Annotated in this window: 25 protein-coding genes; 14 read left to right on the top strand and 11 right to left on the bottom strand. The window is 71.8% G+C overall.

Annotation, left to right across the window (positions count from 1 at the left end):
- Nucleotides 1-48: 48 nt before the first annotated feature.
- Nucleotides 49-687 carry a VOC family protein gene (locus R2740_RS10790; protein WP_371302684.1) on the bottom strand — a complete coding sequence of 213 codons (639 nt, stop codon included), beginning with the start codon at nucleotides 685-687 and terminating at the stop codon, nucleotides 49-51.
- 61 nt (nucleotides 688-748) lie between these two features.
- Nucleotides 749-1516 (bottom strand): hypothetical protein, encoded by a 768-nt coding sequence (locus R2740_RS10785; protein ID WP_371302683.1) that lies wholly within the window; start codon nucleotides 1514-1516, stop codon nucleotides 749-751.
- Nucleotides 1517-1612: 96 nt separating this feature from the next.
- Here R2740_RS10785 and R2740_RS10780 point away from each other — a divergent pair, with 96 nt between their 5' ends.
- From R2740_RS10780 to proC, 7 genes are all read left to right on the top strand, one after another.
- The gene (locus tag R2740_RS10780) at nucleotides 1613-2560 is read left to right on the top strand and encodes a Ppx/GppA family phosphatase (protein WP_371302682.1); all 948 of its coding nucleotides are present in this window, start codon (nucleotides 1613-1615) and stop codon (nucleotides 2558-2560) included.
- 4 nt (nucleotides 2561-2564) lie between these two features.
- The gene (locus R2740_RS10775; RefSeq protein WP_371302681.1) at nucleotides 2565-3368 is read left to right on the top strand and encodes a sugar phosphate isomerase/epimerase family protein; all 804 of its coding nucleotides are present in this window, start codon (nucleotides 2565-2567) and stop codon (nucleotides 3366-3368) included.
- Nucleotides 3365-3985: a TetR family transcriptional regulator gene (locus R2740_RS10770; RefSeq protein ID WP_371302680.1), complete on the top strand. Its 621-nt coding sequence runs from the start codon at nucleotides 3365-3367 to the stop codon at nucleotides 3983-3985. Before R2740_RS10775 ends, R2740_RS10770 begins: the two co-directional genes overlap by 4 nt.
- A 154-nt stretch (nucleotides 3986-4139) precedes the next feature.
- On the top strand, nucleotides 4140-4886 hold the full coding sequence (locus R2740_RS10765; RefSeq protein WP_371302679.1) for an ABC transporter ATP-binding protein: 747 nt from the start codon (nucleotides 4140-4142) through the stop codon (nucleotides 4884-4886).
- On the top strand, nucleotides 4883-5620 hold the full coding sequence (locus R2740_RS10760) for an ABC transporter permease (RefSeq protein ID WP_371302678.1): 738 nt from the start codon (nucleotides 4883-4885) through the stop codon (nucleotides 5618-5620). Before R2740_RS10765 ends, R2740_RS10760 begins: the two co-directional genes overlap by 4 nt.
- Nucleotides 5621-5725: 105 nt before the next feature.
- The gene (locus R2740_RS10755; protein WP_371302946.1) at nucleotides 5726-6667 is read left to right on the top strand and encodes a proline dehydrogenase family protein; all 942 of its coding nucleotides are present in this window, start codon (nucleotides 5726-5728) and stop codon (nucleotides 6665-6667) included.
- Nucleotides 6668-6673: 6 nt separating this feature from the next.
- Complete coding sequence (gene proC / locus R2740_RS10750) at nucleotides 6674-7507, top strand: pyrroline-5-carboxylate reductase (protein WP_371302677.1); 834 nt, start codon at nucleotides 6674-6676, stop codon at nucleotides 7505-7507.
- A gap of 24 nt (nucleotides 7508-7531) precedes the next feature.
- On the opposite strand, the gene R2740_RS10745 is transcribed toward proC, so the two are convergent.
- The 4 genes from R2740_RS10745 to trpS all read right to left on the bottom strand — a co-directional run bounded on the left by R2740_RS10745 (nucleotide 7532) and on the right by trpS (nucleotide 10117).
- Entirely contained in the window at nucleotides 7532-8233 is a 702-nt protein-coding gene (locus tag R2740_RS10745; RefSeq protein WP_371302676.1) for a TetR family transcriptional regulator, read from the bottom strand.
- Nucleotides 8205-8636: a DCC1-like thiol-disulfide oxidoreductase family protein gene (locus R2740_RS10740; RefSeq protein ID WP_371302675.1), complete on the bottom strand. Its 432-nt coding sequence runs from the start codon at nucleotides 8634-8636 to the stop codon at nucleotides 8205-8207. The genes R2740_RS10745 and R2740_RS10740 overlap by 29 nt, the downstream gene beginning before the upstream one ends.
- Nucleotides 8637-8648: 12 nt before the next feature.
- On the bottom strand, nucleotides 8649-9065 hold the full coding sequence (locus R2740_RS10735) for a hypothetical protein (RefSeq protein WP_371302674.1): 417 nt from the start codon (nucleotides 9063-9065) through the stop codon (nucleotides 8649-8651).
- Between the two features lie 65 nt (nucleotides 9066-9130).
- Nucleotides 9131-10117, bottom strand: a complete 987-nt coding sequence (gene trpS / locus R2740_RS10730; protein WP_371302673.1) for a tryptophan--tRNA ligase — start codon at nucleotides 10115-10117, stop codon at nucleotides 9131-9133.
- 203 nt (nucleotides 10118-10320) lie between these two features.
- Between trpS and R2740_RS10725 the strand changes: the two genes are divergently transcribed.
- The 5 genes from R2740_RS10725 (at nucleotide 10321) to R2740_RS10705 (ending at nucleotide 14290) form a co-directional block, all read left to right on the top strand.
- A complete protein-coding gene (locus R2740_RS10725; RefSeq protein ID WP_371302672.1) occupies nucleotides 10321-11502 on the top strand; it encodes an acetoin utilization protein AcuC in 1182 nt (393 codons plus the stop codon).
- A gap of 184 nt (nucleotides 11503-11686) precedes the next feature.
- Nucleotides 11687-11905, top strand: a complete 219-nt coding sequence (locus R2740_RS10720) for a helix-turn-helix domain-containing protein (protein ID WP_371302671.1) — start codon at nucleotides 11687-11689, stop codon at nucleotides 11903-11905.
- Nucleotides 11906-12060: 155 nt separating this feature from the next.
- Complete coding sequence (locus R2740_RS10715; RefSeq protein ID WP_008356322.1) at nucleotides 12061-12162, top strand: 30S ribosomal protein bS22; 102 nt, start codon at nucleotides 12061-12063, stop codon at nucleotides 12160-12162.
- A gap of 21 nt (nucleotides 12163-12183) precedes the next feature.
- Complete coding sequence (locus tag R2740_RS10710; protein ID WP_371302670.1) at nucleotides 12184-13164, top strand: NAD-dependent epimerase/dehydratase family protein; 981 nt, start codon at nucleotides 12184-12186, stop codon at nucleotides 13162-13164.
- Entirely contained in the window at nucleotides 13157-14290 is a 1134-nt protein-coding gene (locus R2740_RS10705; protein WP_371302669.1) for a 1-acyl-sn-glycerol-3-phosphate acyltransferase, read from the top strand. The genes R2740_RS10710 and R2740_RS10705 overlap by 8 nt, the downstream gene beginning before the upstream one ends.
- A gap of 561 nt (nucleotides 14291-14851) precedes the next feature.
- On the opposite strand, the gene R2740_RS10700 is transcribed toward R2740_RS10705, so the two are convergent.
- From R2740_RS10700 to R2740_RS10680, 5 genes are all read right to left on the bottom strand, one after another.
- A complete protein-coding gene (locus R2740_RS10700) occupies nucleotides 14852-15223 on the bottom strand; it encodes a hypothetical protein (RefSeq protein ID WP_371302668.1) in 372 nt (123 codons plus the stop codon).
- A 17-nt stretch (nucleotides 15224-15240) separates the two neighbouring features.
- Nucleotides 15241-16002, bottom strand: coding sequence for an amino acid ABC transporter ATP-binding protein (locus R2740_RS10695; RefSeq protein WP_371302667.1), 762 nt, complete (start codon nucleotides 16000-16002; stop codon nucleotides 15241-15243).
- Nucleotides 16003-16013: 11 nt separating this feature from the next.
- The gene (locus R2740_RS10690; protein WP_371302666.1) at nucleotides 16014-16955 is read right to left on the bottom strand and encodes an amino acid ABC transporter permease; all 942 of its coding nucleotides are present in this window, start codon (nucleotides 16953-16955) and stop codon (nucleotides 16014-16016) included.
- Between the two features lie 13 nt (nucleotides 16956-16968).
- Nucleotides 16969-17895 carry a transporter substrate-binding domain-containing protein gene (locus R2740_RS10685; RefSeq protein ID WP_371302665.1) on the bottom strand — a complete coding sequence of 309 codons (927 nt, stop codon included), beginning with the start codon at nucleotides 17893-17895 and terminating at the stop codon, nucleotides 16969-16971.
- Between the two features lie 124 nt (nucleotides 17896-18019).
- Complete coding sequence (locus R2740_RS10680; RefSeq protein ID WP_371302664.1) at nucleotides 18020-18913, bottom strand: HAD family hydrolase; 894 nt, start codon at nucleotides 18911-18913, stop codon at nucleotides 18020-18022.
- Between the two features lie 70 nt (nucleotides 18914-18983).
- On the opposite strand from R2740_RS10680, the gene R2740_RS10675 reads away from it, so the two are divergent.
- Nucleotides 18984-20528 carry a class I adenylate-forming enzyme family protein gene (locus R2740_RS10675; protein WP_371302663.1) on the top strand — a complete coding sequence of 515 codons (1545 nt, stop codon included), beginning with the start codon at nucleotides 18984-18986 and terminating at the stop codon, nucleotides 20526-20528.
- Nucleotides 20525-20764: a glutaredoxin family protein gene (locus R2740_RS10670; protein ID WP_371302662.1), complete on the top strand. Its 240-nt coding sequence runs from the start codon at nucleotides 20525-20527 to the stop codon at nucleotides 20762-20764. The genes R2740_RS10675 and R2740_RS10670 overlap by 4 nt, the downstream gene beginning before the upstream one ends.
- Nucleotides 20765-20766 lie beyond the last annotated feature (2 nt).

Here is a 20766-nt window from a genome sequence, read left to right as displayed (position 1 = left end):
CCCGCGGAAGTGCCGGGGATGCGCGGTCGGGGCCGGGCGGGCGCCCGGTCAGATGCGGACCAGCCCGCGCGGGGTCTGCACCTGCACGGCCAGCAGCCCGGGGGTGCCGTGCGGGGCCACCCACTCGACCTTGACGTCCTCCAGCGGGGCCTCGACGGCCTCGCCGAGCCACTCGCTGACGCGCTGCGGGTCGCCGGCGATCTCCAGGCAGTGCAGGGTGTAGTCGGGGTCGGCGCCGACGCTGGGGTGCAGCTCGCTCGGGATGAGCCACTGCACGAAGAACGGCAGCTGTGGGTCGGCGATCAGGCCGTTGACACCGATCTGCCGCCAGGTGAGCTCGGTGCCGTCGGGGCGGAACCGGTTGCCCGGGGCCGCCTCGCGGCCGAGCCGCGCCTCGATCGGTGCGATGTCGTCGACCGCGACGACCCAGGCCAGCCACCCGCCGCCCAGCGCCGACCGGGCGCGCACCGCCTGACCGAACGGCGCCTTGTCGGAGGCGGGATGGTCGAGGACCTCGACGATCTCGAGGTAGGTGCCACCGCCCAGCGGCAGCGTCATGTTGCGCGTGCCGAAGCGGGGGTGCACCCCGCCGTCGACGAACTCACACCCGAGAAGGTCGCCGATGCGCTGCGCGGTGCTCGCGAGGCCGTCGGGTCCCGCGGCGAACGACAGATGGTCCAGGCGCATGTCAGTCATTCTGACTCGCCGCCGACGCGATGCGGACAGGGGGGTGCCGTTTGTCTTGACGTCAAGAGTCCTGCGGGTCGGCGGGATGCCGCGCGACCCCGCGGGCGTGCAGGTGCTGCTCGCACAGCCTGGCCAGGACGTCGTACGCCGGCTGGCCCATCAGCTCGATCAGCTCGGCCGCGCTGCCGAGGTAGAGCGGCTCGGCGGCCACGTGCGCCTCGGTGTTGCCGGAGCAGTACCAGTCGAGGTCGTGGCCCCCCGGGCCCCAGCCCCGGCGGTCGTACTCACCGATGCTCACCTCGGTGTACGACGTGTCGTCGGGCCGCTCGACGGTCCGGAAGGTGCGGCGGATCGGCAGCTGCCAGCAGACGTCGGGCTTGGCCTCCAGGGGATGCCGCCCCTCCCGCAGCGCGAGCGCATGCAGCGCGCAGCCGGCGCCCAGCGCGAAGTCGGTCCGGTTGTGGAACACGCACCCCCACTGGCCGTCGACCTCCACGGCCAGCGTCTTGCGCGCCCCCTCCTCGTCGGTCTCGACCCAGTCCTTGCGGGTCAGCCGCTTGGTGTCGGGCCGCAGCTGCCACAGGTCGGGGGTCAACCGGTCGACCCAGCCGGCGACGCGCTTCTCGTCGTCCTTGTCGGAGAAGTGCGCGCCGAGGGTGCAGCAGCCGGTGTCGGGGGAGTCGGCGTAGATGCCCTGACAGCCGCGTCCGAAGATGCAGGTGAACCGCGACGTGAGCCAGGTGAGGTCGCAGCGGAACACCTGCCCCTCGTCGGCAGGGTCGGTGAACTCCACGAACGCGCGGGGGAACCCCAGGTCGACTTCCGGCACGGCGCCACGCTACTGGCAGGCGCGCAGGGTGCCGCGACCACGTCCGCGGAGCGTGACGGCAGGCCCCGGGGACGGGGTGAGCGGTAGTTTGTCCCCATGCGCCTGGGCGTCCTGGACATCGGCTCGAACACCGGTCACCTGCTGGTGGTCGACGCGCACGGCGGTGCCGCGCCGCTGCCGGCGTTCTCCCACAAGCAGCCGCTGCGGCTCGCCGAGCACCTCGACGCCGACGGGGCCGTCTCCGAGACCGGCATCGAGGCGCTCTCGTCGTTCGTGGCCTCCGCGCTCGTGGTCGCCGAGGACAAGGGCTGCGAGGAGATGCTCGGCTTCGCGACCTCCGCGGTCCGCGACGCCGTCAACTCCGACGATGTGCTCGCCACCGTCGAGAAGCGCACCGGCGTCGACATCTCGGTGCTGTCGGGGGAGGACGAGGCGCGGCTGACCTTCCTGGCCGTCCGCCGATGGTTCGGGTGGTCCGCCGGCCGGCTCGCGGTCTTCGACATCGGTGGCGGCTCGCTCGAGATCGCGGGCGGCTCCGACGAGGCGCCCGACGTGGCCTGGTCGGTCCCGCTCGGCGCGGCCCGGCTGTCGCGTCAGTGGTTCACGGGCGAGCCGCTCGACGACGAGGGCTGGCGCGGGCTGCGCCGCCACATCAGGAGCGAGATCGCCCGCGACGCCGGCCACCTCTTGCGGGCGGGCGCCCCCGACCGGGCCGTGGCCACCTCCAAGACGTTCCGCTCGCTGGCGCGGATCTGCGGGGCCGCGCCCTCCGGCGACGGGCCGCTGGTGGCCCGGATGCTCCCCGCCGACCGGCTCGACGAGCTGATCCCCGAGCTGCTCACCAAGAGCACCGACGAGCTCGCCAAGCTGCCCGGCGTCTCGCAGAGCCGCGCCCACCAGGTGGTGCCGGGGGCGCTGGTGGCCGAGGCCTGCATGGACATCTTCGGGCTCGAGGAGCTGGAGATCTGTCCGTGGGCGCTGCGCGAGGGCGTCATCCTCGAGCGGCTCGACCAGATCAGCGTGCTCGGCCCGGGTCGACGGTGATGCGTTGAGCGGGTCCGACGACGTGGCCGTGGCGCTGTCCACCGCCTCGACCTATCCCGAGTCCACCGCGCACGCCTTCGCCTGGGCCGCGCGGCTCGGCTACGACGGCGTCGAGGTGATGGTCGGCATCGACACCCTGAGCCAGCAGATCTCCGCCGTGGCGGAGCTGTCGGCCCACCACGAGATGCCGGTGCTCGCGGTCCACTCGCCCTGCCTGCTGTTCACCCAGCGGGTCTGGGGCACCGACCCGTGGGGCAAGCTCGAGAAGTCCGCCGAGATGGCGCACGAGGTCGGTGCCGAGGTGGTCGTCGTCCACCCGCCGTTCCGGTGGCAGAAGGAGTACGCCGCCGGGTTCGTCGACGGCATCGCGGCGCTGGAGGAGTCGACCGGCATCGCGTTCGCCGTCGAGAACATGTACCCCTGGCGGGCCACCTCCCGCCGGGGCATGGAGATGTACCTCCCCGGCTGGGACCCCTCGGAGGAGACCTACGCCAACCTCACCCTCGACCTCTCCCACGCCGCCATCGCGCGCGAGGACGTCATCGACCTGGCCGACCGGATGGGCGAGCGGCTGCGGCACGTCCACCTCACCGACGGCACCGGCTCCGCCAAGGACGAGCACCTGGTGCCCGGCCGCGGCCAGATGGGCGCCGACGCGTTCCTGCGGCACCTCGCCGACCGCGGCTTCGCCGGCCACATCGTCGTGGAGATCAACACCCGGCGCTGCCAGAGCGCCGAGGAGCGCGAGCGCGACCTGACCGAGTCGCTGGAGTTCGCCCGCGCGCACTTCCGGGTGCCGGCCAGATGAGTGCCTCCCCGACACCGTCCCGCGGTGCCAAGCGGGGCCGGCGGCCGGGCGCGCCCGACACCCGCGCGGCCATCCTCGACTCGGCCCGCGAGCTGTTCGCGTCCGGCGGCTTCGCCGGCACCTCGGTGCGGGCCGTGGCGGCCGGCGCCGGCGTCGACCCGGCGTTGGTGCACCACTACTTCGGCAGCAAGGACGACCTGTTCGTGGCCGCCCTGGAGCTCCCGGTCGACCCGCGGGTGATCGTGGCGCCGGCGCTGGCCGAGGGTCCCGACGGTGCCGGTGAGCGGATGCTCCGGGTGATCCTGGGTGTCTGGGACAACGACGAGCACCGGCTGCCGCTCCTCGCCATGGCGCGCAGCATCCTGGAGCCGTCGGGGGAGCAGCTGATCGGGCGGGGGTTCCTGCCGGTGGTCATCGAGCCGTTGGGGGAGATGCTGGGCATCGACCATCCCGACATCCGGATGCCGCTGTTCGCCTCCCAGATCGTCGGGCTGATCATGCTCCGCTACCTCCTGGAGGCCGAGCCGCTCGCCTCCATGCCCGTCGACGACGTCGTGGCGGCGTACGCCCCCACGCTGCAGCGCTACCTCACCGGCGACCTGGGCTTCCTCGACTGAGCGGCCGGGGCTCGCGCGCTCGTGCCTGGAGGGGGTTGTGTGTCTCGCCCCGCGGGGACCACGACGGCTGGGACACACGACCCAGGCCGGCGGGGGCTGCCGGCTTGCATCGCGCGGTCGACAGGAGCAGCATTCATCGCATGGTGAATATCCCATGACGACCAACGTGGTGGAGGTGCGCGACCTGCGGGTGACCCGCGGCTCGCTGCCGGTGCTGCACGGGCTCGACCTCGACATCGACGGCGGCGTGACCGGGCTGCTCGGCCCGTCCGGATGCGGCAAGACCACGCTGATGCGCTGCCTGGTCGGCGTCCAGCGGATCGAGGGCGGCACGGTCACGGTCTTCGGTGAGGAGGCCGGCAGTCCGGGGCTGCGGCACCGGATCGGCTACCACACCCAGGCCGCCAGCGTGTACGACGACCTCACGGTGCGCGAGAACCTCGTCTTCTTCGCCCGGGTCCGCGGGCTCGGCCGCGACGCGGTCGACCGGGCGGTGGAGGCGGTCGACCTGACCAGCCACGTCGACCACGTGGTGGGCCGGCTCAGCGGCGGCCAGCACTCCCGCGCCAGCCTGGCGGTGGCGCTGCTGGGCGAGCCCGACCTGGTGGTGCTCGACGAGCCGACCGTGGGCCTCGACCCGGTGCTGCGGCAGGAGCTGTGGGAGCTGTTCCACCGGCTGGCCGACGCCGGGTCGGCGATGTTCGTCTCCAGCCACGTGATGGACGAGGCCGAGCGCTGTGACCGGCTGCTGCTGATGCGCGAGGGCGAGATCATCGCCGACGGGACCCCGCAGCAGATCAAGGAGAGCACCGGCGCCCCCGACGCCGAGCGGGCCTTCCTCGAGCTGGTCGCCCGCCATGCCGGCCGCCACGCGCGCCGCGACGAGGAGGGGCGGTCATGAACCCGCGGATCACGATGGCGGTCACCCGCCGGGTGCTGACGCAGCTGCGTCGCGACCGTCGCACGATGGCGATGCTCCTGCTGCTGCCGACGCTGCTGATGACGCTGCTGTGGTGGATGTACAAGGACGCACCGAGCCAGCTCTTCGACGCGATCGGGCCGAGCCTGCTGGCGATGTTCCCGTTCTTCATTATGTTCCTGGTCACCAGCGTGACCACGCTGCGCGAGCGCTCCAGCGGCACCCTCGAGCGGCTGCTGGCGATGCCGATGGGCAAGCTCGACTTCCTGTTCGGCTATGCCTTGGCCTTCGGGCTGATGGCGGCGCTCCAGTCGGTGATCGCGGTCGGCGTCAGCGTCGGCCTGCTCGGCATGGACATCACCGGGCCGGTGTGGCTGCTGTCGGTCGTGGCGGTGGTCGACGCCGTCCTCGGGACCGCGCTGGGACTGTTCGTGTCGGCGTTCGCACAGACGGAGTTCCAGGCCGTGCAGTTCATGCCCGCCGTCGTGGTGCCTCAGATGCTGCTCTGCGGGCTGCTGGTGCCCCGCGACCAGCTGCCGAGCGTGCTCAGCGAGATCAGCGACGTGCTCCCGCTGTCCTACGCCGTCGACGCGATGCAGCACCTGATGGTCAGCGACTCCACCGGCGAGGTGTGGCAGAAGCTGGCCGTCGTGGCGGTGTTCGCGATCGGTGGGCTGGCTCTCGGGGCGGCCACCCTGCGCCGGCGTACTCCCTGAGGACCACACCCACCCCCCGGGCCGGTCACGGGACGCGTAGCCTGTCTCGCGACGTCTCCGGCGGGACACGGGGCCGAGAGGCGCAGTGACAGGAGGACCATGGCACTGCTGCGTGAGCCGTTGTTGCTGCTCAGCCGAAGCGGACAGGTGAAGAGGCTCGTCGAGACGATGCCGGTCTCGGCGGGGATCGTGCACAGCTATGTCCCCGGCGAGACCACCGAGACCGCCGTCGCCGCCACCGGCGACCTGGTGTCGGATGGCCTGCACGTGACGCTCGACCACCTCGGCGAGGACGTCGAGGACCTGGCCCAGGCCGAGGCCGGCGTCGCGGCGTACCTCGACCTGCTCGAGGGGCTGGCCGCCGCCGGGCTGGCGCGCAAGGCCGAGGTGTCGGTGAAGCTGTCGGCGATCGGCCAGGCACTGCCGCCGGTCGGCGGCCGCAGCGGCGAGGAGATCGCGCTCGACAACGCCCGCGCCATCTGCCGCGCGGCGCGCAACGCCGGCACCACCGTCACCCTCGACATGGAGGACCACACCACCACCGACTCGACGCTCGGGATCCTGCGCGAGCTGCGCAAGGACTTCCCCGAGACCGGCGCGGTGCTGCAGGCCTACCTCCACCGCACCGAGGCCGACTGCCGGGCGCTGGCCTACGAGGGGTCGCGGGTGCGGCTGTGCAAGGGGGCCTACCAGGAGCCCGAGTCGGTCGCCTACCAGTCGCGGCTCGACGTCGACCGGTCGTTCGTGCGCTGTCTCAAGGTCCTGCTCGGCGGCCAGGGCTACCCGATGATCGCCACCCACGACCCGCGGATGATCGAGATCGCCGCGTCGCTGGTGAGCCGCTACGGCCGCGCCCAGGGGTCCTACGAGTTCCAGATGCTGTTCGGCTGCCGGCCCGAGGAGCAGCGCCGGCTGGTCGAAAGTGGCGAGACGGTGCGGGTCTACATCCCCTACGGTCGGGAGTGGTACGGCTACCTGATGCGGCGGCTGGCCGAGCGTCCCCAGAACCTGACGTTCTTCCTGCGTTCCCTGATCTCCAAGAAGTAGGTCCCCATGAGTGAGTCCGAGTCCGAGGCACCCGGGTCGGGTCAGACCGCGATCATCGGCGCCGGTGTGATGGGCGAGACCCTCCTCTCCGGCCTGGTCCGCGCCGGTCGCCGGGTCGACAACCTGCTGGTCGGGGAGAAGCGGCCGGACCGCGCCGTCGAGCTCGAGGAGAGGTACGGCGTCGCGGTGGTCTCCAACGTCGAGGCGGCCCGCAAGGCCGACACGGTCGCGCTGGTGGTCAAGCCACAGGACATGGGCGCCGTGCTCGACGAGATCGCACCGGAGCTGCGTCCCGGCCAGCTGGTGGTGTCGCTCGCCGCGGGGATCACCACGGCGTTCATCGAGGCCCGGGTGCCGGCCGGGGTGGCCGTGGTGCGGGTGATGCCCAACACGCCGGCGCTCGTCGACGAGGGGATGGCCGCGATCTCCCCCGGCTCCCACTGCGACGAGTCACACCTGCAGGAGGCGGAGTCGCTGATGGGCTCGACGGGACGGGTGCTGCGCATCCCCGAGAAGCAGCAGGATGCCGTGACGGCGATCAGCGGCTCCGGGCCGGCGTACCTCTTCTTCGTGGTGGAGTCGATGATCGAGGCCGGCGTCCATCTCGGCCTGCCGCGGGCGACCTCCACCGAGCTGGTCGTGCAGACCGTGGTCGGGTCGGCCAAGATGCTGCGGGAGACCGGCACCCACCCGGTGGTGCTCCGTGAGCAGGTCACCTCGCCCGGCGGCACCACCGCCTCCGCGCTGCGCGAGCTCGAGGTGCACAAGGTGCGCGCGGCGTTCCTGGCGGCCATGGAGGCCGCGCGCGACCGCTCCCGGGAGCTGGCGGCGGGGTCGTAGGGGTTTGGAGGAACCTCCACGACCTCAGCCACGCACCTTGGCGACCAGCGCCACCACGTCCTCGGCCAGCCCGCGGGCGCCGGGGAGCCGGGTGAGCCGGATCAGCCGGTCGACGAGGGGGACGATCTGCCGGACCAGGTCGTGGGTACGACGCTGCTCGGGGCTGTCGTCGTGCACCCAGAAGAGCACCACGCCCATCTGCAGCAGCCAGAGCAGCTCCGGCAGCTGGGCACGCAGCGCGGCGGCGACCTTCACGTCCGACCCCTCGACCGCGCGCCGGTGCAGCGCGATGCTCGCCTCTCGCGCCGCGGCCGACTCGCCGCTGAAGGGCGAGAGCGGGCTGCGCGGCTCCGCGGCGTTCTTGAAGAAGGCACCCGCGAACTCGTGGTAGGGCGCGGCCACGTCGACCCAGCTGTCCAGCACCGCCAGCAGTCGGCCGGAGAAGCCGGTCTCGGCGGCCAGGGCGGACTCCGCCGCGGCCGCGTGATCGACCTGGATCTGGTCGTAGAAGCCCTGGACCAGGTGCTCCTTGGAGGCGAAGTAGTAGTAGGCGTTGCCCAGGGAGACGTCGGCCGCCTTGGCCACCGCGCGCATCGTGGTGCCGTCGTAGCCCGACTCGCGGAAGAGGTCGAGCGCGGCGCGGAGGATCTGCGTCCGGGTCTGCTCGGCCTTGGGGGTCAGGCCCCCGGTCGGCGAGTCAGGGGGCGACGCACTGCGGTCCGGCACAGCCGTCAGCGTAACCACCTCCCGACGGCGAGGGCGCTGCCCCGCTCCCTCCCTCGGAGGAGCGGGGCAGCAGCTCGCGGAGCCCGGCCGCGGCGCTGGCGATCACCTTGGTGAGCCCGATCAGGTGCGGCTCGGCGAGCCGCTCGGCCAGCGCCCGGTGCCGCACGGTGGCCCACAGGCAGACGACCCAGGCGCGCTCGTGCGTCCACACCTCGCCGCGGTCGCCGACCACGGTGATCTCCTTGAGGGTGCGCGCGTGGTCGAGGGCCGGGAACTCCGCCCGGGCCTGCGCCGAGCCGGCCGGGACGAACCGGAGCGGCACCAGCTGCGGCTCCGCCGCGAGCCGGGTGCGGAAGGCCGAGCACAGCGGGCAGTCGGGGTCGAAGAGGACGGTGAGCACCATCGTCGGAGCCCGTCAGCGAGGCTGGGGAGCCGGCATCGGCGGCAGGTAGCCCTGGGGCGGCAGCGGCGGAGTGCGCAGCGCCTCCGTGCGGCCGCGGCGGCGGATCGCGTTGAAGACGTAGACGTTGGCGAAGTGCAGCACGCCGAGCACCACCATCACGACGCCGATCTTGCGGCTGAGCACCTCGAGCAGCTCGCGCAACGACGCGACCTCGGCGCCGGTGCGCAGGAAGAGCAGCACGAAGCCGACGTTGAGCAGGTAGAAGCCGACGACGAGCAGGGCGTTGACGGCGTCGGCCAGCCCGTCCTTGTCGGCGAAGACGTCGGCGAGGAACACCCGGCCGTTGGTCGAGAGCACCCGGGCCACCCAGATGGTCAACGGGACGGCGACGAGCAGGTAGCCGAGGTAGGTGGCGGCGATCCAGGTCATGACAACACCTTTCTTGAACGTGTTCAAGAACGACGCTACACCCGTGTTTGAACATGTTCAACTCATCAGAGCCCCATCGCGCCCCGGGCCGCGGCGACCACCGGCTCGGTGAGGTCGCGACATCGGGCGGCGCCGCGGGCATAGACCTCGTCCACGAACCCGGGGTCGCCGGCCAGCTCGGCATGACGGCGCTGCACCGGCTCCAGGGTCGCCACGACGGCGTCGGTCACTGCGGACTTCAGCGCGCCGTACGTCGGCAGCCCGGCCGCGGCACCGGGGCCGGCGCAGGCCTCGAGGATCTCCAGCAGGTTGGTCACGCCCGGCTTCTCGGGCGAGCGCCGCACGGCCGAGACGCCGGTGTCGGAGTCGGTGACCGCGCGCTGCACCTTGCGGCGTACGACGTCCGGAGGGTCGAGCAGGTAGACGATGCCCGAGCCGTCGTCGTGCGACTTGCCCATCTTGCGCGTGGGATCCGCCAGGTCCATGACCCGGGCGGCCACCGGCGGGGTGGCGATCTCCGGGACCACGAACACCGGACCGTAGTCCCGGTTGAAGCGCATCGCCAGGTCCCGGGTCAGCTCCAGATGCTGTCGCTGGTCGTCGCCCACCGGCACCGCGGCCGGCCGGTAGAGCAGGATGTCGGCGGCCATCAGGGCCGGGTAGGTGAACAGCGAGCACCGGGTCGAGGAGCGGCCACGGCCCTTCTCCTTGAACTGGATCATCCGGTTCAGCTCGCCGGTCGTGGCCGTGCACTCCAGCAGGTAGGCCAGCTCGGCGTGCGCCGGCACCCGGCTCTGGACGAACAGCGTGCTGTCGTGGAGGCCGGCCGCCAGCAGCAGGGTCATCGTCTCCCGGACCAGTCCCCGCAGCCGGCCGGGGTCGTGCGGCACGGTCAGGGCGTGCAGGTCGGCGACGCCGTAGATGCCGTCGGTGTCGGGCTGGGCCAGCGCCATCGGGCGCAGCGCGCCGAGGTAGTTGCCCAGCGTCAGGTGGCCGGTCGGCTTGAGCAGCGACAGCGTCCGGGTGGAGGTGGGGTGGTCCAGAAGGGTCATCGGGTGCTCCTGAGGTCGAGGCCGCGGGCACCCGGACGTCGTACGACGACGAACGGCCGCCCGAAGGCGGCCGTGGGATGAGGGTGTGCTCGATCGGTGGTCCGCCGTCAGGCGGGCCACCAGCTGGTCAGGTGAGCGAGCACCGCCCCAGGGTACGACAGGGCTGTGAGGGCCGCCACAGACATCCCGAGTAGATTCAGGACATGGAGTGCCAGGGCCCAGCCACCGTGGTGTTCGAGAAGACGCTCACCGACTACGACTTCGGCCCTGACCATCCGATGGCCCCAGTCCGCGTCGACCTGACCATGCGGCTGGCCGACGATCTGGGGGTCCTCGACCGGCTGCGCATCGCGCCCGCGCCGATCGCGACCATCGACCAGATCGCGACGGTCCACGACCCGGCCCTGATCGAGGCGGTGACGGCCTGCGGCAACCAGCGAGGTCACGTCGACCTGGCCCGCGGTCTGGGCACCGACGACAACCCCGTCTTCCTCGGGATGCACGAGGCGGCGTCCCACGTCGTGGGCGCCAGCCTGGAGGCGTTCCGCCAGGTGTGGACCGGCGAGTCGCTCCACGCCGCGAACATCACCGGAGGCCTCCACCACGCGATGCGCGGCAACGCCAGCGGCTTCTGCATCTACAACGACGTGGCGGTCGGCATCCAGTACCTCCTCGACCAGGGCGCCGAGCGGGTCGCCTACGTCGACGTCGACGTGCACCACGGCGACGGGGTGGAGCGGATCTTCTGGGACGACCCACGGGTGCTGACGATCTCGCTGCACGAGACCGGGCAGATGCTCTTCCCCGGCACCGGGTTCCCGCACGATCTGGGCGGCAAGGGCGCGCAGGGCTCGGCGGTCAACCTGGCGCTGCCGCCGGGCACCTCCGACGCCGGCTGGTTGCGGGCCTTCCATGCGGTCGTGCCGCCGCTGCTGCGCGAGTTCCAGCCCGAGGTGCTGGTGACCCAGCACGGCTGCGACTCCCACATGGAGGACCCGCTCGCCCACCTGATGCTGAGCGTCGACGGCCAGCGCGCGGCGTACCTCGCTCTGCACGAGCTCGCCCATGAGACGGCCGGCGGCCGTTGGGTGGCCACCGGTGGCGGGGGGTACGCCGTGGTCGACGTGGTGCCGCGGGCCTGGAGCCATCTGCTGGCGATCCTGGGCGGGCAGCCGCTCGACCCCGAGACGGACACCCCGCTGTCGTGGCGTGAGCACGTCCGCGAGACGCTCGGCCGGCACGCGCCGCACCGGCTGACCGACGGCCGCCGGCCCCAGTGGCGCGACTGGACCCAGGGCTACGATCCCGACACCTGGCTGGACCGGGCGATCTTCGCCACCCGTCAGGAGGCCTTCCCGCTGCACGGCCTCGACCCGATGCCCTGACGACCGCGAATCGCCCCAAAAGTCACGGCAACATCACGAGTTTCAAGCCAACACGCCGCAAACTCGGTCAATCTTTCGTCATTCCCTTCCCACGAGTCACAGCAGGCTCTATTCTCACCTCAGCGTGCATGTTGGTCGCCGGTGGGGAAGCCGGGGGCGTGCCGCGCAGAAGGATCGGTGCACCATGGCTGACAGCCCGCACAAGGACCTGTCCGGAGACGTCTCCGGCGTGACCTTCCTGACCGTGGCCGAGGTTGCGGCGATGATGCGCGTCTCCAAGATGACGGTCTACCGCCTGGTCCACTCCGGCGAGCTGCCCGCGGTCCGCGTCGGCCGCTCCTTCCGGGTGCCCGAGGACGAGGTCAACGAGTACCTCCGCAAGAGCTACTACTCCGCCGGCTGACGGCGTCACGACCCGGCCACCCCTCGGCCCCGACGACGAGCCGGCCCGGACGGCGCGATTGTCGCCCACCTGACCCCGGCGGCTAGGCTGTCGTGGTCCGCGCGAGCCTCGCGCGCTCGACGTCGTGAGTTCGTGAAGTTCGTGAAAGGTTCCCCGTGGGTTCGGTCATCAAGAAGCGCCGCAAGCGCATGGCGAAGAAGAAGCACCGCAAGCTGCTGAAGAAGACGCGCGTCCAGCGTCGCAAGCTCGGCAAGTAGTCGCCGGCCGGAGCGTTTCCCATGGGCAGGGTCGTGCTCGTCACCGGGGTCTCCCGTGACCTGGGGCGACGCTTCGCGCGGTACGCCGCCGCCGACCCCGCGATCGACCGGGTGATCGGCGTCGACGTCGTCCCACCACGCGGCGACATCGGCGAGATGTCGTTCGTGCGCGCCGACATCCGCAACCCGGTGATCGCCAAGGTGATCGCCAAGGAGGACGTCGACACCGTCGTCCACATGAGTGTCATCGCCACCCCTGGCAGCGCCGGGGGGCGCGGCACCATGAAGGAGCTCAACGTCATCGGGACGATGCAGCTGCTGGCCGCCTGCCAGCGCGCCCCCGGGCTCGAGCACCTGGTCGTGAAGTCGACCGGCACCGTCTACGGCGCCAGCTCGCGCGACCCCGCCATGTTCACCGAGGACATGCACCCCAAGAAGCTGCCGCGCTCGGGCTACGCCAAGGACGTCTACGAGATCGAGGGCTACGTCAGGGGCTTCGCCCGGCGCCGTCCCGACGTCCGGGTCACCATGCTCCGCTGCGCGAATGTCATCGGGCCCGACGTCATCAGCCCGATGTCGTCCTACTTCCAGCTGCCGGTGATCCCTCGGGTCCTGGGCTTCGACCCTCGGCTGCAGTTCCTGCACCAGGACGACCTGTTCTCCGTGCTGCAGCACAGCGTCAACCACGAGCAGTCCGGCACGTTCAACGTCGCCGGTGACGGTGTGCTGCTGCTCTCCCAGGCGATCCGGATGCTCGGCAAGCAGTCGCTGCCGATGCCGGGTGCGGCGCTGGGCGGGCTCGGGCAGATGCTGCGGTCCTCGCGGGTGGCCGACTACTCGCCCGAGCAGCTGGCGGTGCTCACCTTCGGTCGCGGCATGGACACCACCCGGATGCGCAGCGAGCTCGGCTTCGAGCCGGCGTACACCACGACCGAGGCGTTCGCCGACTTCGCCGCCGGCATCCGGCACTCCGAGCCCGCGGAGGCGGTGGCCGGTGGCTGACGCAGAGATCATCCCGATCGGCACGCGGGGCAGGCCCGGCCGGGGCAGCGGCTCGATGCATCCGTCGTCGGCGGCCCGCGGCCTCGCCGCGTCGCGGACGCCGCCCGGACCCGAGGCCGGGCCTCAGTCGGAGGCCGAGCCCGAGCCCGACGCCGTGGCGGCGTCGCCGGCCGACGAGGCGCCCGGGGAGCCGCCCGAGCCCGTCGCCACCGAGCAGCGCGGCGCGATCCCGGGCATCCCCGTCGAGGAGTGGTGGGCCGCGATCCGCGCGGCGGCGCTGGAGCTGTGGGGCCACGACTGGGAGGGCGCGCTGGCCGCGCTGCTGGCCTCGTGGCGGCGCCGACTCGAGGGCGACTACACCGTCGACGACTATGGCTTCGACGCGGAGTTCACCGAGCAGTTCGTGCTGGCGGTGCTGCGACCGATCGCCCACAAGTGGTTCCGGATCGAGGTGCGCGGCGCCGACAACATCCCCGACGACGGCGGCGCGCTGATCGTCAGCAACCACTCCGGGACGCTCCCGGTCGACGCGATGATGACCGGGGTCGTCGTCCACGACGAGACCGGCCGCTTCCTGCGTCCCCTCGGCGCCGACCTGGTGTTCCGGCTCCCGATGGTCAGCGCGATGGCGCGCAAGACCGGCGCCACGCTGGCCTGCAACGAGGACGCCGAGCGGATGCTGCGCAGTGGCGAACTGGTCGGCGTGTGGCCGGAGGGCTTCAAGGGCATCGGCAAGCCCTTCTCCGAGCGCTACCGACTGCAGCGCTTCGGCCGGGGCGGCTTCGTCTCCGCGGCGATGCGCACCGGCGTACCCATCGTGCCGCTGTCGGTCGTGGGTGCCGAGGAGATCTACCCCATGGTCGGCAACCTGTCGGTGTTGGCACGGGTCCTCGGCGTGCCCTACATCCCCGTCACGCCGACCTTCCCGCTCCTCGGCCCACTCGGCCTGGTGCCGCTGCCGTCGAAGTGGCTGATGGAGTTCGGCGAGCCGATCCGCACCGACGAGCTCGACGAGGGCGCGGCCGACGACCCGATGCTGGTCTTCGACGTGACCGACCAGGTGCGCGAGACCATCCAGCAGACGCTCTTCGCGCTGCTGCGGGAGCGGGGCTCGGTCTTCGGCTGAGACGGCCCGTTGCCTCCTATTGTTGCGCTCATGGGCATCGACCTCGTCAGGCGTCAACTGGCTCAGCATCGGGGGCAGGGCAAGATCACCGGTGCTGACGGCCGGGGGTACGCCCGACGGAGCACCAAGGCGAAGCGCAGCGTGGCCGACGGATGGGTCTCCGCTGGGGCTCCCCTCGTTCTGGAGATGTTCAGCAGCAGCCAGCTCGAGTGGTTCGACGGGGAGGAAGCGCCGGAGAGGTGGGCTGAGGTTCGTCCGTACGTCGTCTCGGCCGAGCCCACGACCAAGCAGCTGGGCAAGCACGAGAGGTGGAACGCCGGGCTCTGGGAGGACGAGGAGGGCCGGCAGCTGGTCTACCTGACGGTTCTGCTGACCCGCCCTTGCCACCGCTCGGACAGACAATCGACCCTGCTGCGCCGCCCCTCCCGCGGGGGGCGTCGTCGACGGGCTCCGATTGTCTGTCCGACTGGTTGCCGGCCTGACCTCGCCACGCGCAACCGACGCCCGAAGGTCTCGGCTGAACATCATCTCCCCACGCTACGACGGCGCCAGCTGCCGGCGTCACCCCGGCGGGCCGGCGTGGTCGCGAGGGGCCTGCTCGCGGCTGAGGTAGCGCACCGGCTTGCCGAGTGACTCCGCGTAGGCGATCTCCCGCCGGGTCGACTCGCCGACGTAGCCGCCGGGGTCCACGATGAACACCTCGTCGGCCATCCGGATCTTCTGGAGGTGCACGCGGCCGAGCCGCTCCCGCAGGCCCGCCTCGTCGGCCTCCCCGTCGCCAGGCAGGTCGGGGAGGCTGAACATGCCGGGGGCGAGCACCACGCAGCCCTCCAGCGTCAGCCGCCGGTTGACCGCGGCGAACTCGGCCTCGAACCTGGTCGAGCCGCAGAGCGTGACGACCCTGCCCTCGGCTGATCGCTCGGGGTCGCTCATGGGTCGGCGTACGACGGCTACAGCACCGCGTCGAGGAACGCCCGGGTCTCGGGGTGCTCGGTGTGGTTGAAGATCTGGTCGGGCGGTCCCTGCTCGAGGATCTTGCCCTCGTGGAAGAAGGCCATCCGGTCGCTCACCTCGCGGGCGAAGCCCATCTCGTGGGTGACCACCATCATCGGCATGTGGAACTCCGTGGCGAGGCGCTTCATCACCGACAGCACCTCGCCGGTGAGCTCGGGGTCGAGGGCCGAGGTGGGCTCGTCGAACAGCATCACCTCGGGCCTCATCGCCAGCGCCCTGGCGATGGCGACGCGTTGCTGCTGGCCGCCGGAGAGCCGGATCGGGTGCTCGTCGGCCTTGTCGGCGAGGCCGACCGAGTCGAGCAGGTCGAGGGAGCGCTGCCTCAGCTCTGCCTTGTCGGTGCCCTTCACCAGCAGGGGGGCGACCATCAGGTTGTCGAGCACGGTCATGTGGGGGAACAGGTTGAACTGCTGGAAGACCATGCCGACCTTGAGCCGCAGCTGGCGGATCTGGGACCGCTTGCGGGTGGTGCGGTGGCCGCCGGTCAGCGTCATGCCGGCGGCCTCGATGGTGCCCTCGGTGGGGTCCTCCAGGAAGTTCACGCAGCGCAGCAGCGTCGACTTGCCCGACCCGGACCGGCCGAAGATCACGATCACCTCGCCCTTGTGCAGGTCGAGGTCGACCCCCTTGAGCACCTCGAGGGCGCCGAAGCGCTTGTGCACGTTGCGGCAGCGGACGACGACCTCGCGCTCGTTCATCGGGACGCTCATCAGTGCTGCCCACCCGTCAGCGTCGGGTCGTCGATCGCCTTGACCTTCTTCGGGTCGGCAGTGGTCCGACTGTAGCCCTTGGCCAGCCGCGCCTCCAGCTTGCCCTGGAAGAAGGTGAAGATGATCGTGAGCAGCCAGTAGAGGCCGGCGGCGATCAGGAAGGCCTCCATCACCTTGCCCTCGTTGGGGCCGACCATCTGCGCCCGCCGGAAGAGCTCGGCACTCTGGACCTGCGACCCCAGGACCGAGATGAGCGCGGTGTCCTTCATCATCGCGATGAACTCGTTGCCGGTCGGCGGGATGATCACCCGCAGCGCCTGGGGCAGGATCACCTTGCGCATCTTCTGGCCGTAGGTCATCCCGAGCGCCTCCGCCGCCTCGGTCTGGCCGCCGCTGACCGACTGGATGCCGGCCCGGAAGATCTCGGTCATGTAGGCGCCGTAGTTGAGCCCCAGCGCGATGATCCCGACGACGATGTAGTCGAGGATGAAGAAGTCGACGAACCCTTGGCCGAGGGTGTCCGGGAAGCGCGCGCTGAGTCCCAGCGCGAACTGGGGGAGCGCCAGATAGATCAGGAACAGCTGGACGATCAGCGGCGTGCCCCGGAAGAAGCTGGTGTAGAACCCCGCGATGCCGTAGGCGACCGGGTTCGACGAGATCCGGGCGAGGGCGCCGAAGCAGGCGAGGGTGAAGGCCAGCGCGATGCCGCCGAGCGCGAGATAGAGGGTGTACTTCAGGCCCCCGGCGATGAAGCTGAACCGGTCGCCCATCCAGGCCCAGTCGTAGGACGCCACCCAGAGCAGGACACCGAGGATGGCGAAGATGACGACCCAGATGACCGCCACCTTCACCCGGAACGGTACGCCGGCGCTCGCGAGCTCCAGGCGCTCCCGCAACCCCGGTCGCTCGGGAGCCGTCGCCGCCGACTGCCCCGCGTCCACGGGCCGCGCCGTCCTACTGCTGCACGGTCAGGTCGATGCCGTCGTACCACTTCTCCGACAGCTTGGTCAGCGTGCCGTCGGTGTGCATGTCGGCCACGATCTGGTCGACCGCCGCCAGCAGGCTGGCGTCGTCGAGCGAGGAGCTCTTGTCGAAGGCGACGGCCAGCGGCTCGTAGAACAGCGGGTCGCCGACGATCTTCTCCGGCTTGCCGGTGTCGATGAAGCCCTGGGCGGTCGTGACCGACGTCATCGCGGCGTCCAGCCGGGTGCCGTCGCCGAGGGCCAGGTCCTCCAGCGCGGTGGTGTCGGTGTCGTAGCCCTTGATCACCGCGTCGTCGACCACGAAGTCGAAGGTGAAGCCGTCGATCGCCAGCGTCTTGTCGAGGTACTGCTCGTAGGAGCAGCCCGAGCAGACGCCGATGGTCTTCCCGTCGAGGTCGGTGGTGAGGTCGTTGATCGTCGTGTTGGCCGAGTTGACCACGACGACCGCCGGGGTGAAGTAGTAGGGCTGGGTGAAGTCGAGCACCTGCTGGCGGTCGTTGGTCGGCGTCATCGAGCCCACGCTCATGTCCCAGCGGCCGCTCCACGAGCCGGCCGTGAGGACCTCCCACTTGGGCGCCTCCCAGCCGATGCCGACGCCGAGCCGGTTGGCGATCTCGGTGGCGACGTCGATGTCGAAGCCTTCGTACTCACCGGTCTCGACGTTGAGCGAGGACTGCGGGGCGTACTTCGGGTCGGTGGACACCACGATCTTGCCGCGGTCGCAGATCTCGGCCAGCAGGTCGCCGCTGGCGTCGGTGGTCGCGCACACGCCGTCGCCCGCGGCCGCGGAGCTGCTGGCCTCGCCGGCGGACCCGCCGCCCCCGTCGTCGCCGCCGCAGGCGGCCAGGCTCAGGCCCAGAACAGCGGTCAGGATGACGGACAGATGGCGGATCCGCATGGAACACCTCGTTCTGGATGGGATTTCGTCGCGAGCCCCGAGTGCGCGTTGCGTGCAGGATGCCAGAGCGGCAGACGGCTGAACAGCCCTGCAGGCGTCACGAAACGTGACTGTGACGTGGCGGCTACACGGTGCCCGAGCCGCGCCCGCGCAGCGCCGCGCCCGCGGCCAGCGACCCGGCGACGGCGCCTGCCACGCCCGCGGCCACCAGGCCGGCGCGGGCTGCCTTGCGGCCGGTGCGGTAGTCGCGCACCTGCCAGCCGTGGTCGCGCGCGTGCGCGCGCAGCCGCTGGTCGGGGTTGACCGCGCACGGCTCGCCGACGAGCGAGAGCATCGGCAGGTCGTTGACGGAGTCGGAGTAGGCCGCACACCGTCCGAGGTCGAGCCCCTCGCGGGCCGCCAGCGCCTTGATCGCCTCCGCCTTGGCGGGTCCGTGCAGCATGTCCCCGACCAGGCGACCGGTGTAGACGCCGTCGACGTGCTCGGCGACGGTGCCGAGCGCGCCGGTGAGCCCGAGCCGTCTGGCGATGATGCTCGCGATCTCGATCGGTGCGGCGGTGACCAGCCAGACCCGCTGGCCCTCGTCGAGGTGCAGCTGGGCCAGGGCGCGGGTGCCGGGCCAGATCCGGTGCGCCATCGCCTCGTCGAAGATCTCCTCGCCGAGCGCCTCCAGCTCGGCCACCGTGTGACCCGCGATGAAGCCGAGTGCGGACGCGCGCGCCTCGGCGACGTGCTCCGGGTCCTCGACGCCGACGACCCGGAAGTAGGCCTGCTTCCAGGCGGCGTCCAGGATGTCGCGGGTGCTGAAGAACTTGCGCCGGTGCAGGCCCCGGGCGAGGTGGAAGATGCTGGCCCCCTGCATCACCGTGTTGTCGACGTCGAAGAACGCAGCGGCCGTCGGGTCGGCCGGGATGTCGAGGGCCGACTCGACCTCGGTGATCGAGGCCGCCGCCTCGCCGGCGAGCACGCTGCGCTGCTGCAGGTCCAGGCGGCGGGGTCGATCGCGCGACGGGCTCACGTCGCCAGCGTAGCGGCGGGAAGCGAGGTTCCCCGGACCGATGCCCGGGCGCTGTGCGACCATCGAAGACATGGCCGCGCTGGACCTTCCCGACCTGCTGACCCGGGCCGCCGGGTCGCGGCCGGACCGGGTCGCGGTCGTGGAGCCGGGTGGTCGTCGGCTCACCTGGAGCGAGCTCGACCGCGAGGTCACCCGGCTCGCCGGTGGGCTCGTTGCCGAGGGCGTGGTCGCGGGGACGCGGGTGCTGCTGGCGCTCGGCAACCGGCTGGAGATGGTCACCGCCTACCTCGCCGTGCTGCGGGCCCAGGCGGTCGCCGTACCCGTGGACCCCGAAGGGCGCGCCGAGGACCTGGCCACCGTGCTGGCCGACTCCGGCAGCCGGTACGCCGTCACCGACGCGCGCGCCGTCGACGCGCTGCGCTCCGCCCCCGGCGCGCCGCTCCTGGTCGTCACCGACGACGTCGCCCCGGTCGCCGAGACCGAGCGCCGCTTCGCCGCCCTCGCGGGCGACGGACCGCTGCCACCGCTGCTCGACCCCGAGCGCCTGGCCGTGCTGCTCTACACCAGCGGCACCTCCGGACCGCCCCGGGGCGTGATGCTGAGCCACCGGGCGCTGGCCGCCAACCTCGAGCAGGTCGGCGCCCTCGAACCGCCGCTGACCCTCCCCGACGACGTGGTGCTGGGGGTGCTCCCGCTGTTCCACGTCTATGGCCTGGCGGCCGTGCTCGGCGGCGTGCTCCGCCAGGCCTCGACGCTCGTGCTGGTCCAGCACTTCGTCGCCAACCAGGCCCTCGACCAGGTGGCGCACCACCACTGCACCGTGGTGCCGGTGGCCCCGCGCGCGCTGGAGCGATGGCTCGCGCGCGAGGACCTGGCCGACCGGATGTCCGGCGTCCGGCTGGTGCTCTCGGGGTCGGCCCAGGTCGACCGCGTCACCTGGCAGCGCTTCCAGGAGGCCGCGGGCGTGCCGGTGCACCAGGGCTACGGGCTGACCGAGGCCGCTCCGGTCGTCACCAGCACCGCCGTGTCCGGGGTGGACGGGGGGTCCCCGGCCGGCGGGAGCCTCGGACTGCCGATCCCCGGCGTGGAGATGCGCGTCCTGGACGATCATGGCGACCCGGTCGAGCCCGGCGACCCGGGCGAGATCGAGATCCGCGGCGCCAACCTCTTCAGCGGCTACTGGCCCGACGGCGACGACGGTCCGGCGGCGGACGGCTGGTGGCCGACCGGCGACCTGGGCGTGCTCGACGACGCCGGCTCGCTGAGCCTGGTCGACCGGGTCCGCGAGACGATCGTGGTCGCCGGGTTCTCGGTCTATCCGCAGGAGGTCGAGGACGCCCTGCGGCAGGTGCCGGGGGTCGCCGATGTCGCGGTGATCGCCGGCGACGACGAGGCCGACGCGGTCGTGGCGTACGTCGTCCCCGGCGGTGGCGGGGAGTCGGCCGACGAGCTGCGCGCCGCGGTGGAGGAGCACGCGGCCACCGCGCTGGCGTCGTTCAAGCGACCCCGGCGCATCGAGGTCGTCGACCGGCTGCCCGTCGGTGTCACCGGCCGCGTGCAGAAGGGCCGGCTGCGGCACCTCGAGCGGCGCCGGGCGCTGGGGCTGCTCGCGTGACCGCGCGGGTGACGCTCTACGGCCGGCCCGGCTGCCACCTGTGCGACGACGCCCGCGCGGTGATCGAGCGGGTCTGCGCCGAGCTGGGGGAGTCCTTCAGCGAGGTCGACATCGACTCCGACGCGGCCCTCCTCGACCGCTTCGGCGAGGAGATCCCGGTGACCTTCGTCGACGGTCGGCAGCACGACTTCTGGCGGGTCGACGAGGCTCGCCTCCGGGCGGCACTGGCGCGCTGACC

Origin of the sequence: Nocardioides sp. (assembly GCF_041393715.1) — a bacterium.
GTDB lineage: Bacteria > Actinomycetota > Actinomycetes > Propionibacteriales > Nocardioidaceae > Nocardioides.
The sequence above is the reverse complement of the archived record's forward strand: the minus strand, read 5'-3'. Positions and strand labels throughout refer to the sequence as shown.